A 16,067-nucleotide genomic window follows, 5' to 3' on the forward strand; every position below is an offset into this window, starting at 1 on the left:
TTTCCGCTGTAACAAGTTCAGTCACAGATATTAGAGCTCGAAGTCTTCGACCCGGACCAGCCGCGTAAGTAACTCGCAAACTATATCTGGCTTACAAGCCTGCCCTCTATCTCAGTCACCTGCGTAAGACCATCTGCAATGATACCGGCCACCGAGAGAATGTACTGATCGTTTTGCGAGACAACTGACACTAACACCGCCCAGTCCATGATCAAGAGTTCGTGTGGCATGTGGTTGATCCAGAATTTCCAAAATTCTGGTCAAGAATAGGCTTCAATCTTACCAAGGATGTGCGAGTTTGGCTAAAGCCTGAGATACCATCCATTAGCGAGCCTATATCGATGGCAATACCTCCACGAACCCGAATAAGCTCGCAGTAGTATTTGCCTAGGATTCCCGCTCCTACAAGGTAAACGGCGGCCGGGTATGGGGGGCTAATTTCCTCGCAGATCTCATTAAACCTTGTTGGAAAATGATCTACAGATGGCTTAAAGTAACAGTTCTCGCCAGGTGTTTGATGGAAGGCAAATTTCACTTTATTATTAATACCTCTAACTCGATTGCAAAATTCTGAGTGCGGGCCAATTACCCCTATAAAATCTAGATTGACTAGTAACTGCTTTAGCATCGGAGCAAATTCTGCGTCGTAGCATATACAGCTATCGCAAAACAATGGGTGTTGCAATTCAGCAGCGTGACGCTTCAGAAACAAGTGTACAGCAATATTGCCCCCGAGTTGCCTATCAACTGGCGCAGTAGGATTTTGAAGCGCTTTGATGTTTGGTATACCAATAGCATCGGCATTTAGTGTGGCTTTTTTTACTAAGTCAAAAATATCCTCAGCGTGTTTAGAAATCTCTGTTTCGCCGAGATTCGCGAATTGCATTGTCAAGATTCTCCTAGTCCATTCATCTATTATTTTTTCATAGCCTTCCTCTCCGCGAGCTAATATATTGCCCTCCCCATCGCCAAGGCGCAGGAACGACAAAGGGCGCTGAGCTTCATGATATTCGTGGATTTTGTCAAAAACTTGCGTCACGTTAGAAACAACGAATTCCTGCTTCGGATTTTGAAGCCAGTCACCAAAATACAACAAAGCTTGATGTTCTTTTATGATGCTTGCATTGATTGAATCAGAAACTGAAAGTGCTTGCAGTCTTCTTATGCATTCGGCTCCAGTCTCAAAATCAGCAGCAATCCGCGCAATATTGGCGAATCCAGCCAATATGTAATCCGGAATAGTATCTGACATCCGCAAAGTGCTTATGCAGATATCGCATGCTTCATCGTGACGGTTCAGATATTTAAGTAATGTCGCAAGTTGGTGATTAAAAAGTATAATGTCTTGCTTTTCTAGCGTGTCGCTACTCTTGACGGCCTGGCATAATGATAGTGCCGAATTAAAATTCCGCGCATCCCTTAGCGCCTTAACTTCATCAAGTTTATCTTTTATTTCAGGTTTCATTAACTTGAACTCAGACGCTTTTGTATTATCTGGCGAGAGACGTTCTGCTTGATCAGTAACGCACAATTAGCAATGGGTAAAAATTGGGTGGGGGGAGTGATTCTAGATATTGCAAGACCCGGGCTAACTGCCGAAAACGAGAGCGTTACACGCATTTTCAAATTTTGGGTTGAGTCCAAATATGGCGCCATCATAAGTTTTGATTTCCCCAAAAGGCGTACTTGTGATCCCGTTTCTTGGCCATTCTATCAGGATCCTCAATCCGGCATGCTCTAGCGCCACTCTTACGCGTTTATGCAATTCATCACTACGATGTGTTCCGAATAGAGCGAAACGGGTTTTGCTCAGACATCCTTTAAAGCCTGGGTTCGCAATGAGATCGGCTTCTGCGCCTTGGATGTCGACATGAAGAACATCGATCACAGGCTCGGCAAAAAGCTCATCAATGGTTTTCATCGAGAAACAGTCAACTTCAGTCATTAGCGACATGCCAGCGGCAGCCTGGTAGGATGCACCGTAATCGCGATCAGGTTCTTTTATAACTGGGAATCGCGCAGCACCATCATAGCCAGCCGCTGCTTGCATCAGGTCAGTGCGAACATCCTGATATCCGCCCAAATTTTTTTTCACGTGCTGCCGCAGCCATTCGTAATGTGTTGCTTCAGCTTCTAAGGCCATTCCGTGGCAAGGCCTGTCGGGATGTAGAGTTTTGTAGGCCATTATTGAGGCTACCATCCATTGACCGTAGCCTGCTCCTAACTCGATCACGGAAAAGCGATCTCCTGCCAAGCGAGCGGCTAGAAGACATGCTATCCAGTCTACGGTCCATTCCGATGGTGCAGGATATCCGGGCTTGACTAAAGTGCCGATGGGCGAGACATTTTTTCGCCAACCTCGTTTATAGCTTGAATCGACAGCGCCGCCAAGGAAATCGTATACGCTTTGCCCATCTGAGACACTATTCTTGCGTTTGAATTCAGCGAATATTGGCGGAACCATGTCAGTTGTCTCTCCCGTGATCTTGTGCCGAAGCTGATGCTTCGAGCAATCTTATCACTATTCTACCGACTGTTTCGGCTCGCGTCGACGTGCTGTCATCGCTATCAGTTTTTCCCCTGATAGCAATAACCGCGGTTGATTATAGTCATGCACTGTGGGGATGAATTAACAAAGCCTAAATAAGTTGTATCCAAATGATCGATATCAAGTGCTTGCCATTGCCGCTTCATTCTGCAGCTTTTATTTGTATTCTATCTATAAGTCTTGTTGTCGTTGTGATCGATGAGTCTCGTGCGAGCGAGTTATATAATGATCAGCAGGTTTTAACAGTGCGCAGTCTTAATCCTGTAGGCTATTGGCCACTAGAGGAAACAGACAAAGTCCTGGTTGATTTGTCGCCAGCAAACAATCACGCACAGATTTTCAATACTCCCTGGTCGGGTGGGTTGCTGGACTTCAGTAGCTCCTACCAATATCTTCACATCCCTGGTCCAGCGAACTATTTTCATCAAGCATTCACGATCGGCCTATGGGTCTACAGTCGACGGACATCATATTTGCGGGACGGTGTCGCGCTTATCGGTAGTTGGCCTCGTCAACCATTGCCAGTGTCTCTGCGTCTGAGTGGAAAGGACAAGCTGGCGGTTGAGGTCATCAGCAACAATCAGAAGGATGCACTCGGTTCAGTCGAGGCTGGAATCACGGTCGACGCGAATGCTTGGCAGCACGTTGTCTATTCTTTTAAGGATGGGCAAGGAAAACTCTACATCAATGGCAAGCTGGTGCATACCAAAGACGCGGTGCCGTATCGACCGGCTGCCAAGGGCCATGCCGTTCTGGCGGGTTACGACGCTGACTGGTGGGGTGTGCATCCTGTCGGCTCGCAATCGCTGGATGGCTCGCTGCGTCATCTCATCTTCTTCAACCGAGCCTTGACGGACGCCGAGGTCAAGGATCTCGCCTCAGCGACCAAGCCGCGAGTGAATCCACACCAGCAGGCGGCTGACGAGATCCGTGTCAAAGGACGCTTTATTAAGTTGTCGGACCTTGGCGAAGAGCCGCTCGAGGTCCAGCGGCAAGCCTTGTACCTCATGCACAATGACAAGTGGGACGGGGATCTCGATCAGAACGCAGAGTTACTCCGTGATTATCTGGCCGTTGCCCTGGACAGCGCAGCGCTGCGCTACGATGCCGTGCTCGTGCTGAAGAAGATGGGCGAGCTTCAACAGCTTGAATCTGCCGCGCCTAGATTGGCTGAGCTTGCGGCGGATGGAGGCGCCGCTCGGGTTGAGCGCGCCTCAGCGGCATTGGCATTGGGTGCCATGGGGCAGCCAGCCCTCACGCAGGTTGAGACCCTGCAGGCGACCTTGGAAGCGGACTTAGAGTCGACTGGCGCGCATATCCCCCGCGTCGAGGCAATTGTGCGCAATGCGCTCATCTATGCGCTGTTGCGTATCGCGCCCGAGCAACCGACTGTTAACCAGTTGCTCGGTCGGGCCTATGCCAAACCCCTGCTTGAGGTCCTGGATGTCGCTGCATTGGAGCGGCCGGAACTCAGCGATCTGGTCGGTCGGGGACAGTGGATGAAGGCCTTGGAGGTCGCCAAGGATCTGTTCAAAAAGCATCAGGTCTACTTCCTGACCCAGAACGACCCCTATCGTGATGCCCGGGCTGGCATCCATGAGCGTTCGTACACCTCGGCGGCCATGCACAAGGGGATCACCTATCAGTTTGGTAGCGGCAAATCCTACGCTGGCTGCGAGCCGATCACTCCAACGGACTACAAGCAAGCGCTCGCTCGCTACGCAGAGAAGTATCCGGCATCAAACAAATGGCTAGACGGCGATGTGTCACAGATGCGGCGAGCCAGGCTGCGTGCGATCAGTCCGAGTCAGCCAGATAGAGCCGCGTTCATCGGTGGTCCTGACTTCCTGTTCAGTGCCCGCGATGGCAAGGTCTGTTGTTGGGCCGTAGCGATCGATCAAGACGGTTATCTCCATGTCATGGGGGGGCAGCACAACCAACCAAGATACGCAGACTATATGCCGGGCGCTTGGCAAGAGATCGGCCTGTCAGCAAACAAGATGAGTGCTCAGTACCCGACAACCTTGTATTGGGTGTCCAAGCGTCCGCTTGAGATCGACGCGTTCAACTTCGTCGGCTTCAAGGATCATCCACGGGCTGTTCCAGCGACCTACCTGAATTACATGAACTTTGTTCAGGATCATCAGGGCAAACTCTATCTCTATGGCCGTGTCGATGGTTGGGGAATCCAAAGCTGGGGGCTGTTCGAGTACGACACCGGGAAACGGCGCTGGACGCCGATCGGTGGCTTGGCTGGAGGTGTGATTAAGTCAGCCCGAGCCAATAACTCGGAGTGGATGGGCTACCTCCAGCGACAATACCGGGGTCTAATTCCTCATGATAACGGTCCAAGGCTACTCGCTTGGGCATGGCAGCCACATTTTTATAACTACAACAGATCCAAAAAAGGAGTTCGTTTCGACCCCGAGAACCGAATGATTGTTCAAATCGGAGTCCGGGGTCTGGATGTGGACGGCCGCTACGCAAGCCACCAACTCTTTGCCTATTCCGATGACGGCGGCAAGACCTTTCACCGTGCGGATGGCTCCCTTGTCGCCTTGCCGCTCACGGCAAATCCCGCTCCAGCGCATAACGCCAAGGTATCCTTGGGACTGAATCGGCTATGGATCATGCAATGGACAGCCCTTTTGACATGGGCCGGACTCGGACCCTAAGGCGCCGTTAGGCTAAAGCTAACTTGTCGGTTTCGCTGATGCTAGGCTCCGCCGATTCATCCTTGGATACCGAATAACGATACTCCGACTCAAGCGGCGCGCCATGGCGGGCTTCCGCAATCACGAAGGTTGACTTGTAGGCATCAATCTTGCCGCCGCGTCGCTCGGCAATCTCGGTGACATAGCGACGCACTGGGTAATCCTGGTCTTTACCCCAGTTCCAGTCGCCGCCCGCAATGATTGCATTGGGAAAGGCATGATGGGCCGCGATGAGGTTCTCGCGACGGGGTCGGTTGACTACCACAAGCGTGGGATTAAGGTCCAATGCTTCCAGCATCTCAAAGGCCTTGGCCCAAGTCATTGGGGCAAGGATGGAGCGCTCAATGAACTCCGAAAGATTGTTTTGCACACAGGAAATGACACCATGCTGCTTGAGCAGACTCGCGTATTCCGCGAGTGCTTCCTCTCCATAAGCATTAATAGCCCAGGGTACCGATTGCAGGCTATGGACATAATCGATGACCTTCTCTTCCCAGGTATCGACCAGCACACAGCGTAACTCGGGAAAGCGGGACAGCCAAATACGCGCGGCGCCACCCATGAAGGCATCGATTTCCAGCACCAGCCCCTTGGGATGTCGCTCGATTACGCTATCAATAAGTTCCCGTCCAGCACCGCCCAAGCTCCAGCTAAAGGGCTCGACACCTTCAAGGCTTGGCTGCTCCGGCCATGGATACTGTTCCAGCACGCGTTCAAAACCCTCGTTGGCTGTCTTGCCTATCAATTCCGATTCCTCGTTGATCATTGATGGGTCTCCTCAACCTCGGTGTGCGCGATATTCAATCGAATGGACGAAACGCGAGTTTATCACGGAAGCGCGCGTAGACATCGAGGCAGGCCCGCGACATCTGCTCAACGCGGGATGCATCCAAGGCACGCAATTGGGTAAATAAGCTATCGAGCGCGGACTCTTTGATGAAGAGGCAACAGTCAGCCAATCCTGCCGTGCCTGAACTGGTGGTGGGTGGCTGCCACTGGTCCGCGATTATCACAGGGATGGCACCTACCCCAAGGGACTCCCAAACTCTAAGTGTATTCGGGCCGGCACCGGCGGGGCATAGCGAAAAGACGGAGTCGCTTAGGATGGCGTTGTAACGTCGCATCGAGGCATTTTGAGCGGATGTCACCTCCTGGGTCAGTGCCTTGGATTTGACCTGCTCGATAAAGACTGTGTCATTGAAATGCCATTTCTCGCTCACCTCGACTAGGACGTCGTCTTTGGTCTCCTTGCGAGCGACCTCGGCCAAGCGCAGCCGCAAATCGGATGGATAATGCGACATATGCGCGCCGATGAAGGAGGCCAGATAACGCTTTTCGGCGGGAGGCTTGCCGATGATCAGCCCTTCGGAACGGCCAGGGGCTTCGAGATTGACAGCCATCAAGGGCCAACTATGAATGCGAAGCGCGGGGGTTGCGAGTGACGGCGCTTCGTCTTTAACGCAGTGAGCAACATGGAGATCGGTAATGCCCAGGGCTTCGAAGCGCTCGAGCAAGCGTCGCCAGTGAATGGTTTGGCAGACGGTATGGACTCGCAGACGGTAACCCTGTTGGGCGCAGAATGCACGCAGACCGCGCAATCGCACTTCAATGACGGATAGCGCGCTCTCAGGGAAACTGCCGATGTCGTTGTAAGATGCCCACGGGAGTGGCAGATAGCAATGGATACAAGCTGTTTTCTGGTCTAGATTCTGCCCCGGGGGAATCTTGCGATGATTTTCACACGCCTGCCGCTCGGTTGCCGCGGGATACTGCCAAAACTGGATGTCACCCGGAAAACGTGGTCGGTCCGCAACCTGAATCGGCGTGGCATCCAAGATCGGCGGCACGAATGCAGCCATGAGTTCAAGCGCCAAGTGTCCGCTCTCGTTAATCACCGGGCCTTGCAGGTCGAGGATGCGCGCGTTATTAATGGCGAGACGGTCTAGGCAGAGCACGCGAGAACCGGCACGCTTGATGAGAAAACGGCTACCCTGATGAAAGACGCGCTCCCCTGTTTGCAGTAGCCGTTGCACTTCGTTGATTGACGCATGGTTAACTAGGTCTGAGCGAATACCAGGCACATGCTGACGGGAAGTCATCTGCTGAATCGGTCGAGACGTGCTTGGCTGTCGCTCCTGTCGCGGCGAAATTGACTTCGGCTCTCCCAAGGCTTCATTTTGCCAGGTATCTAGGCGGTTATTGATCGTGATGTTGCCGATCTGGTGCTGACCTCGTTTCCAGATGTCGATGTCTAGTCGCGCGGGGTCGGTAAGCTCTGCGCCGGGATAGACGTAGGCCACGGCCCCCATCACCCTGTCGTCGGTTCGCTTGGAATAGCTGCGTTGCTCCGTCTCATGAACGTGAATGCCATGCAGATGCGGAAATGGATTGATCAGAGTCCAGCCATGCAGCGCGAACAGATAACCGACCTTATTGTCGCAACGGGGCACCCCGAGCGGAATCTCCAGGCTTTTCAACAGTGGCGTCGGCAATCTGGCTGGCAAACGCAAGGCCCAAGTGTCCTGCGACCATTGCGGATTTGGATGGGGCTTGAGTTCGCCGGCAACGCGGTCGAATCGACTCAAGCCAACAAAAACAGGCCCGGACGCTTGCTCTGACTCAAACACCTGCTCGAGCAAGCTAAGGGTCTCGTCGAAATAGATATCGGAATTGGCTAACAGTGCGATACCCGTGGTCGCTGATCGCGCCGCATCCTCGAGCCACAGGCGATAGGTCGGGCGGTCGTTGGTAGTGACAATGCGGATCTTATCGTGTTGAACGGGTGGCTGATGGTCGTCGTCGATCAGCAGCACGACATGCCTGATTGCATCGCACGCCAAGTTGATGCGCAGACACTCGTCCAGTTCGGCTTGGCGTTCTTCGGTCGCGGCAGCGTAGTAAGGAGTCCAAAGCGTGATGGGAAGTCGAGTCATAAGGTAAGCCGGTGGCAGCTTTACAGGGCTACAGGGCGTTTGTCACCGAGACTGAACCGACGCCCTTTGCGTTTACGATCTAGTTTAGGTTGGAATCAGCCTCTCGAGCAGCGCATCGGCCCCGAGCCGGTGCGAACAGATGGCAGCGGGCGCCTGGAAGGGCCGCGGATCAAGCGGGAATTGGAGCCTGGGCAACTCTGCCTGATCATTGTGCCAGGACTCCCATGCCTGCTGGTAGTCGCGACGGATTGGGGCAACGCCACGCTCATCCAGATAGGTGGCATCGTTGGTTGTCAGCGACTGGCTCGCGTCGAGCTGCAGCATCAGGGGACGTTCGATAACACGAAGGCATTGCGGGGTGTAACGGCGAATGCGCGCAAGGATCTCTGCATCCGCGCCAACGCGGACACTGTCCCATGCCCCCAAGCGCTGTTCGAAGTAGTTCCGCTCGAAGAGCAGGGAAGGAAAGCAGAGCCGCAGCACGCCATCCTCGGCGATCCAGTCGGGATCTCGAAAGCGGGTGACGCGCCCATTTTCTTGCATCCGCAGCATGCGCCCCATGGTGACCCGCGGTTCCCCATCGGGGGCGTTGATGAGTGGCAATATCTGGTCGGCCAGCCGAGTCGGAAAGGCCCAGTCATCAGCGTCGTGGACGGTGAGATATTGACCGCGCGCATGGACTAGGCCGACATTCTTGGCCACATAGGGCCCACCATTGGTTCGCAAGGTCAGGACACGCACGCGCGGATCCTGTTGTTGTAAGCTTTCGGCGATCACCCGACTTGCGTCTGTGCTGGCATCGTCGATCAGCAACAACTCCAATGACTGCCAGGTTTGCTCAAGGATGGATCGCACGGCTAGATGCAGCGTGGTCTCGGCGTTGTATACCGGCATCAGCACGCTGATGAGAGGCCCCTGCCCGTGTCGGGGAAGATGCTCCAGATGAGCAGACCTTAACCGCTGAAATCGTGGCTCCAGGCCAGGTTCTAGGTCCAGTTGATAGGGAGCTTTCTCTTGGGTTTCGCTCTCTGACAGATAAGCGAGGTATTTGTTGATAAATCGCAGCCACAGGCTCTCGACTTCAAGGGCCTGGTTGGCGTACAGCAGGTTGAGTGCGGGAACCTCGGTCCCATGTGCATGCATAAACGCCAGCGCGATTCCTTGCAAAGCTTCATGCTGGCGAGCCAGTTGATCAGCCTGATGCAAGATTCCCATATGCCGCTTGGATGCGTGAACGGCACCTGTATCGCGTGAGAACGGGGGCGTTCCTGGCACTGCCTCGCCCCGGGCCGCATAGGTCAAAGGTGCTCGCCAACCGGCTTTGTACAAATGATTGTCAAGCTCCACCGCATGATTGAGCGCCAGCTCAGGGGTCTCGATGGAACGCTTACGCGCCGCGGCAAGCGCCTGCCGCACGGCTGCTGGAAGTTCCATGCTGATGCCAAGCTATCCTCCTAGCTATTGTTTCCGACGCTCATGGGGGAATCACCAACCCCACATTGGAGCTGCTATTTCACAGTCGGACAACGACGATGTAATTACGCGGAACGCGCTTACTACGCCCTGCCCCGAATCTTAGCGGAATCCAACAGCAAGAGCTGCGAACGAACCATCATGATACTTCTGCAGGGTGGCTGAAGTTTTGGGAGCGGATCCGCGAATCTTGCGTATAATATCAGCTGCAAATTAAGAGGGACAGCCGGCCATCGTCCTGGCCCTTGATCCTAGTCCATCATCCCAACCAGGTTGGTTGTTACGCGGCAGATCAACCATTGGCAAAGCACCCCAGGTCGCCTTGCCATGCGGTTGGCAAGAAGCATCCAGCAGGCTAAGTTCGTTCTTGCTATTGATTTTGCGGGCGATTATGATTTTTTCGTACGCCTGCGCTAAACCTTAAAACAATCAGGATCTCAATCTCTTGCCTTTGTCCAGTCCCACCGCTGCCACCGAAGCAGGCCTTGAGCTACTGCGCCAGCTTTATCCACCGCAAATGCTGGTGCATGTCGGAATCGGAAATGGCGCCGGTCCCATGCAATGCTGGCAACGTTGGTCATCGCCCGCGAATGCGGTTCTCATCGACGCCGATGCTAGCCGAATTCAATGGGCCAAGGCGCTTACCGCAAAGCACCCACACTGGCATCTGCTCGGGAATGTGCTGCTCGATCATGCGGATGGTCAGAGTCTTTATCATCGAGCGAGCAACCCCGATGAAGATGGTCTGCTCGATCCGGATGCGCTCAAGGCTTTCTGGCCCAATCTGCGCAAACTGGAGCAGACTGAACGTGTAACTCAACCTCTGGGCAGATTACTCAGCGAGCTTAACCTCGGCGAAAGTCCTCAACCATCAAGTTGCGCTTGGCTGCTTATCGACTGCCTGCCCGCGGATCGGATCCTGCGCGGCGCAACAGACTTGCTCCAGCACGCAACGGTTATTTGGGCCCGTGTTTTGCTGCAGCCCATTGGCCAGGATGCCCAGGATGCCAATGAGGCGACGCTCGGTGCTGTTGAAGCAGTGCTTGAGCCGTTGGGTTTTCGCTCTGTGCAGGTTAGCGAAAGCAACCATCCTGCCGTTGGTTACGCCCTCTTCGTTCGCGATTGGGCGAGCCAGCTTGCAGGCGAGGTAAGCAAGGCGGCTGAACGTCATCAGGCGGAAACCGAGAAGCAGTCAAAAATCACGCAACAGCTTGAGCAACAGCTTGAGCAACAAAGGCAAGCACTCAAGCAGGCGCAAACGAACATCGCTGAGCTGAACCAATCCTTGGAGCAGCGCACGCAAGCCAAGACTCAGGCAGAGGCGAAAACCGAGGAACTCAAGCAGACGCTTGACGCAGCCCAGGCCAAGGCACAGCAACAAGCCAATGAACTGAAGAAGCAACTCGAGACCGCCAAGACCGAGACCAAACAGCAGCTAGCACAAGCCGAAGAACGTCAGCGCGAGCTTGACAAAGCCCTTGAGTCGGCGAAGGCCGAAGCCGAGAAGCAGTCACAACTCGCGCAACAGCTTGAGCAACAAAGGCAAGCACTCAAGCAGGCGCAAACGAACATCGCTGAGCTGAATCAATCCTTGGAGCAGCGCACGCAAGCCAAGACTCAGGCAGAGGCGAAAACCGAGGAACTCAAGCAGGCGCTCGACGCAGCCCAGGCCAAGGCACAGCAACAAGCCAATGAACTGAAGAAGCAACTCGAGACCACCAAGACCGAGACCAAACAGCAGCTGGCACAGGCCGAAGAACGTCAGCGCGAGCTTGACAAAGCCCTTGCGGCGGCGAAGGCCGAAGCCGAGAAGCAGTCACAACTCGCGCAACAGCTTGAGCAACAAAGGCAAGCACTCCAGCAGGCGCAAACGAACATCGCTGAGCTGAACCAATCCTTGGAGCAGCGTACGCAAGCCAAGACTCAGGCTGAGGCGAAAGCCGAGGAACTCAAGCAGACGCTTGACGCAGCCCAGGCCAAGGCACAGCAACAAGCCAATGAACTGAAGAAGCAACTCGAGACCGCCAAGACCGAGACCAAACAGCAGCTAGCACAAGCCGAAGAACGTCAACACGAGCTTGACAAAGCCCTCAAAGCAGCCAAGGCCGAAGGCGACAAACAGGCAAAACTTGCCGCGGCGCGTGCAGAACAGCTTGCTCAGCGCGATGAGGCTTACGCATCTCTTCAGCGCGACAACGCCATCGCCTTGCGGATGCAATCCCTGCGCGAGGTAGATCTAAAGGATATCCAGCAACGCCACGCCGAGGTCGTTGAACAGAAAGACAAGCAAGCGAAGCTGCTCAGAGAACTCACTGAGCGCCTAACCGTCGCCTCCCGATATCTTCATCAACTCGAGCAGCAGCCAAAAGACGCCGCCGAGACCGCGGTTAATCACCTGGAGCAGCATGAGTCCGGCAATTCTCGGCTCAATCAAGGATCTAGTCGGCCATCCAAGCGTTGGTGGCCCTTTGGGAAGAAGGTGGAATGAATCGCGCGTTCGCCAACAGCGCCCGTTTCCATGAGGCCATTGATGGCGCCCTCGAACTTCTGCATGATTACGCAGGTCAGGGATCCGACGGGAACAAGCCGCTTGCCCTTCCGCTCCCTGGTTTGCTTGACCAATGTAAGGAACTATTGGCCGAGGCCGAGGTGCAAGACCCACCGCCTGTGCGCACCATCCACCATCTGGCCTGCACCGGAGGCACACTGATCAGTCGCTGCATTGCCGCGCAACCAAACACCCAGGTATTGAGCGAAGTCGACCCCTTAAGCCCCTTCGTCCCCGGCGGCTTCCTACCCACGGACCTCATCGGATTGAGCCGCTTCAGCTCCCGCCCGTCCCAGGACGAGACCCAAATTCAGATATTCCTCACCGGCCTGCGCGTCCTCTACAACCAAGCGACACGCCAAGGTCAGCACCTCATTCTGCGCGAACACAGTCACGGCCACTTCAACTTTGGCGAAGCCGTACCCGAGCGGCCCACCCTACGCGACATTCTCAGTCGGACCTTCACGGTCAAACCTCTCATCAGCGTGCGCCATCCATTCGACGCCTACCTCAGCCTGCAAGACACCGGGTGGGTACAACACTTCAGCCCCCAAACACTCGACGAATACGCCCAGCGCTACCACGCTTTTCTCGACGCCCATCAGGACTGCCCGCTGATCCGCTACGAAGACTTCATTGCCGATCCCGCCGAGGTCATGCAAGGCATTTGCACGCACCTCGATCTTGGCTTCAACCCCGACTTCACAAACACCTTTAACGTCATCGCACTCTCCGGAGACTCCGGCCGCCGAGGCGACACCATCAGCCCCCGCCCGCGTCGTCCCCATCCGCCCACCCTCGAACAACAAGCCCGCGATTCCGAACCCTTCTTGACCCTGATGCAACGACTTGACTACCTCTTGGATGCCGCAACCGGCCACTAAAGTCACTTGGTCTCGCTGATAAGCTGATTGAAGGGATTGTTCAGTACGGTGGTCCCAACAGACCGACATGAACCTGCTCTTCATCCACCAAAATTTCCCTGGCCAATTCAAGCATTTGGCCCCTGCCCTCGCGGCCCGTGGTCACCGGGTTTGCGCCATGCCGCTGCGCAATAGCCAAGCAGGTCACTGGCAAGGCGTCCAGCTCTGGCCCTACCAGGTCAGCCGGGGCACCACACCTCAGATCCACCCCTGGATCGCTGACTTCGAGACGAAGACTATCCGCGCCGAGGCCTGCTTTCGCGCCGCACTCAAGCTCCAGGCCGACGGCTTCAACCCCAATGTCATCATTGCCCATCACGGCTGGGGTGAGAGCCTATTCTTGAAAGACATTTGGCCCCACGCTAAGCTCGGCCTTTACTGCGAATTCTTCTACCATCCGCAAGGCGCCGATGTCGGCTTCGACCCTGAGTTTCCACCCCATGACCTTGGCGACTTCTGCCGGTTGCGGCTGAAAAACCTCAACAATCTGCTCCATTTTGAGGTCGCCGATGCCGGCCTCAGCCCCACACACTGGCAAGCCAGCACATTCCCCGAGCCCTTTCGCTCACGCATCAGCGTCATCCACGACGGCATTGATACCCAGAGGGTGGCTCCAAATCCAAAGGTCAGACTAACACTCAACGGGAACATGGTACTTACAAAGCAAGACGAGGTGATCACTTTCGTCAACCGCAATCTCGAGCCTTACCGGGGTTATCATATCTTCATGCGTGCGCTACCGGAGATACTCAAACGCCGCCCCAGGGCACGGGTGTTAATCGTCGGCGGCGACGCTGTCAGCTACGGCGCAAAACCAAAACACGGAAAGACGTGGAAGGACATTTTTGCCGCAGAGGTACGGCCACAAATCTCCGATGCCGACTGGAGCCGGGTTCATTTACTGGGCAACATTGCCTATCAACACTTTATCGCTCTGCTGCAACTATCCAGGGTGCATGTATACCTCACCTATCCATTTGTGCTGAGTTGGAGCCTGCTGGAAGCCATGAGCGTGGGCTGCGCCATCCTTGCCAGCAACACCCAACCGCTCCATGAAGCGATCAAGCATGATGAGACTGGACGTCTCGTTGGCTTCTTCGACACCGGCGGTCTGGTCAACGCCCTCTGCGACCTGCTCGATGATCCCGACAGCCGCCAGCGACTGGGCCGCAATGCCCGCGCCTTCGCCCAGAAGACTTATGACCTCAAGCGCGTGTGCCTGCCGCAACAGTTAGCATGGGTGGAGGCGCTGGATGACAGCGGATCGCCTACCCCGTCATGACCAGCTTGACACCAAGCATTCACACCAAGACGACAATGACCGAATTCCCCGCAATCGCTGAACGCGCGCGAAGTTGGGCGAGGAGGCTAGACTGAATCATGAACAGCACGAAGTACGCGACAAGCACAACCGCAAGACAGGCTGAGGCGATAACGGCGGGGTCAGGGTTGTTGCTCCCGCGCGAGCACGGGGCGACAGCCACCGCAACTCTGAATCGCGACACCATGATCCGGTGGCTTGCAGCTGGATCAGCACAGACCACACTGATTTTTGGCCTGTCCACCATGCTGGCTTTCGCGATGGGCGACGCGCCCGAGCCGGACCTGCCGACCTCGCCCTGCATTCAGGGAGAGGCGGTCACCGGTAATGGCGCTATCTCGCGATGCCAATGGGCAAATGCCCACACTGGCTGGAACAGTGTCAGATTGGAAATCAACCCTGACAAGCCGCATTCAGGCCGTAGCAAAGGTGAGATACTCAACGCCTATTTTTCAACTCGCATGTCCTTGTGCGACGATCAATCCGATACCGAATGTCTTGGCCGCCCGGATGATTTGATTGGGCTGATTATTGGCAATGGCGCGACTTTTCGATTCAAGGCCGGCTCCGATACCTTCATGGAAGGCAAGATCAAGGCCTTTACATCCGATGGCGTGACCTATTTCGGTTTTGGGGAATGTACCTGCCGCTAACCCGGTACTCATCATCCGCGGGGTTGATACAGTCTCTCCGTCATAGCTAATTCGGTCATAGTTGGCCTTCCCGAAGCGCCTTGATCACCGGCACGGTATCCGGGCGCAGACCGCGCCAGAGCAGGAAGGATTCCGCTGCCTGCTCGACCAGCATACCAAGCCCATCGAGCACACGCCTAGCGCCCCGCTCCTGACCCCAGCGGCAAAAGGGGGTTGGTGTATCGGCATAGTACATGTCGTAGACCCAGCCGCGCTCGGCGAGACAGTGGGAGGGAAGAGAAGGGCTCGCCCCATGTAAACCACTCGAAGTGGCATTGATAATCAGATCGAAGCGCTGATCCCAGAGTTGATTGAGACCGCAGCCGCTGACGGGCCCCATGGCGCGCATGGCGTCCGCCAGAGCATGTGCTTTGTCGGCGGTGCGATTGGCAATGGTCAGCGCCGCGACGCCGGTCTCAAGCAGCGGCACGAGCACGCCGCGGGCAGCACCACCCGCACCTACCAGGAGCACCGAGCGTCCGGGGAAGGAGAAACCCTGATTCTCGGCAAGGTCGCGAATCAGGCCGATGCCGTCAGTATTATCTCCATGTAAAATGCCGCCATCAGACACCATAAGCGTGTTGACCGCACGTGCCGCCCGCGCTCGATCGCTGAGATCATCGAGGAGTTCCCAGGCCCGTTCCTTGAAAGGAACAGTAACATTCAGACCACGTCCGCCCGCCGCGACAAAGGCCCGCACATCGCCGGCGAAATCATCCGGATCGCCAAGGATCCTGCCATAGTCCATATCCTGTTCGGTCTGATGCGCGAAAGCCGCATGAATGGCGGGGGACTTGCTGTGCGCGATTGGATTGCCAATCACGGCGTAACGATCAGTCATGTGCCACCCTCCGCCTTAAATGCTTAAGATCAGTGTGCGCCTTCTGAGAGTCTTCATTGTTCGCCACTTGCATC

11 protein-coding genes are annotated in these 16,067 nt (G+C 55.3%); 5 read left to right on the top strand and 6 right to left on the bottom strand.

Annotation, left to right across the window (positions count from 1 at the left end; genetic code table 11):
• Positions 1-211 precede the first annotated feature (211 nt).
• Together Thiowin_RS18520 and Thiowin_RS18525 are read right to left on the bottom strand one after the other, a co-directional pair.
• Complete coding sequence (locus Thiowin_RS18520) at positions 212-1,465, bottom strand: GT-D fold domain-containing protein (RefSeq protein ID WP_328984438.1); 1,254 nt, start codon at positions 1,463-1,465, stop codon at positions 212-214.
• 123 nt (positions 1,466-1,588) lie between these two features.
• Positions 1,589-2,464, bottom strand: a complete 876-nt coding sequence (locus Thiowin_RS18525) for a class I SAM-dependent methyltransferase (RefSeq protein WP_328984439.1) — start codon at positions 2,462-2,464, stop codon at positions 1,589-1,591.
• 194 nt (positions 2,465-2,658) lie between these two features.
• On the opposite strand from Thiowin_RS18525, the gene Thiowin_RS18530 reads away from it, so the two are divergent.
• Positions 2,659-5,223, top strand: coding sequence for a LamG-like jellyroll fold domain-containing protein (locus tag Thiowin_RS18530; protein ID WP_328984440.1), 2,565 nt, complete (start codon positions 2,659-2,661; stop codon positions 5,221-5,223).
• Positions 5,224-5,230: 7 nt separating this feature from the next.
• On the opposite strand, the gene Thiowin_RS18535 is transcribed toward Thiowin_RS18530, so the two are convergent.
• The 3 genes from Thiowin_RS18535 to Thiowin_RS18545 form a co-directional block, all read right to left on the bottom strand.
• The gene (locus Thiowin_RS18535; RefSeq protein ID WP_328984441.1) at positions 5,231-6,028 is read right to left on the bottom strand and encodes a hypothetical protein; all 798 of its coding nucleotides are present in this window, start codon (positions 6,026-6,028) and stop codon (positions 5,231-5,233) included.
• 34 nt (positions 6,029-6,062) lie between these two features.
• Positions 6,063-8,195, bottom strand: a complete 2,133-nt coding sequence (locus Thiowin_RS18540; protein WP_328984442.1) for an exostosin domain-containing protein — start codon at positions 8,193-8,195, stop codon at positions 6,063-6,065.
• 84 nt (positions 8,196-8,279) lie between these two features.
• Positions 8,280-9,629 (bottom strand): glycosyltransferase family 2 protein, encoded by a 1,350-nt coding sequence (locus Thiowin_RS18545; protein ID WP_328984443.1) that lies wholly within the window; start codon positions 9,627-9,629, stop codon positions 8,280-8,282.
• A 484-nt stretch (positions 9,630-10,113) separates the two neighbouring features.
• On the opposite strand from Thiowin_RS18545, the gene Thiowin_RS18550 reads away from it, so the two are divergent.
• From Thiowin_RS18550 to Thiowin_RS18565, 4 genes are all read left to right on the top strand, one after another.
• Entirely contained in the window at positions 10,114-12,156 is a 2,043-nt protein-coding gene (locus tag Thiowin_RS18550; protein WP_328984444.1) for a coiled-coil domain-containing protein, read from the top strand.
• Positions 12,153-13,100, top strand: a complete 948-nt coding sequence (locus Thiowin_RS18555; protein WP_328984445.1) for a sulfotransferase — start codon at positions 12,153-12,155, stop codon at positions 13,098-13,100. The genes Thiowin_RS18550 and Thiowin_RS18555 overlap by 4 nt, the downstream gene beginning before the upstream one ends.
• 67 nt (positions 13,101-13,167) lie before the next feature.
• Positions 13,168-14,421 (top strand): glycosyltransferase, encoded by a 1,254-nt coding sequence (locus Thiowin_RS18560; RefSeq protein ID WP_328984446.1) that lies wholly within the window; start codon positions 13,168-13,170, stop codon positions 14,419-14,421.
• 98 nt (positions 14,422-14,519) lie between these two features.
• Complete coding sequence (locus Thiowin_RS18565; RefSeq protein ID WP_328984447.1) at positions 14,520-15,113, top strand: hypothetical protein; 594 nt, start codon at positions 14,520-14,522, stop codon at positions 15,111-15,113.
• 55 nt (positions 15,114-15,168) lie between these two features.
• On the opposite strand, the gene aroE is transcribed toward Thiowin_RS18565, so the two are convergent.
• A complete protein-coding gene (aroE, locus tag Thiowin_RS18570) occupies positions 15,169-15,993 on the bottom strand; it encodes a shikimate dehydrogenase (RefSeq protein WP_328984448.1) in 825 nt (274 codons plus the stop codon).
• Positions 15,994-16,067: the final 74 nt, after the last annotated feature.

Origin of the sequence: Thiorhodovibrio winogradskyi, assembly GCF_036208045.1 — a bacterium.
GTDB lineage: Bacteria > Pseudomonadota > Gammaproteobacteria > Chromatiales > Chromatiaceae > Thiorhodovibrio > Thiorhodovibrio winogradskyi.

Bases quoted from the DNA above. Each gene is read 5' to 3' on its own strand.
- Thiowin_RS18520 (WP_328984438.1), bottom strand. From the start codon at position 1,465: ATGAAACCTGAAATAAAAGATAAACTTGATGAAGTTAAGGCGCTAAGG.
- Thiowin_RS18525 (WP_328984439.1), bottom strand. From the start codon at position 2,464: ATGGTTCCGCCAATATTCGCTGAATTCAAACGCAAGAATAGTGTCTCA.
- Thiowin_RS18530 (WP_328984440.1), top strand. From the start codon at position 2,659: ATGATCGATATCAAGTGCTTGCCATTGCCGCTTCATTCTGCAGCTTTT.
- Thiowin_RS18535 (WP_328984441.1), bottom strand. From the start codon at position 6,028: ATGATCAACGAGGAATCGGAATTGATAGGCAAGACAGCCAACGAGGGT.
- Thiowin_RS18540 (WP_328984442.1), bottom strand. From the start codon at position 8,195: ATGACTCGACTTCCCATCACGCTTTGGACTCCTTACTACGCTGCCGCG.
- Thiowin_RS18545 (WP_328984443.1), bottom strand. From the start codon at position 9,629: ATGGAACTTCCAGCAGCCGTGCGGCAGGCGCTTGCCGCGGCGCGTAAG.
- Thiowin_RS18555 (WP_328984445.1), top strand. From the start codon at position 12,153: ATGAATCGCGCGTTCGCCAACAGCGCCCGTTTCCATGAGGCCATTGAT.
- Thiowin_RS18560 (WP_328984446.1), top strand. From the start codon at position 13,168: ATGAACCTGCTCTTCATCCACCAAAATTTCCCTGGCCAATTCAAGCAT.
- Thiowin_RS18565 (WP_328984447.1), top strand. From the start codon at position 14,520: ATGAACAGCACGAAGTACGCGACAAGCACAACCGCAAGACAGGCTGAG.
- aroE (WP_328984448.1), bottom strand. From the start codon at position 15,993: ATGACTGATCGTTACGCCGTGATTGGCAATCCAATCGCGCACAGCAAG.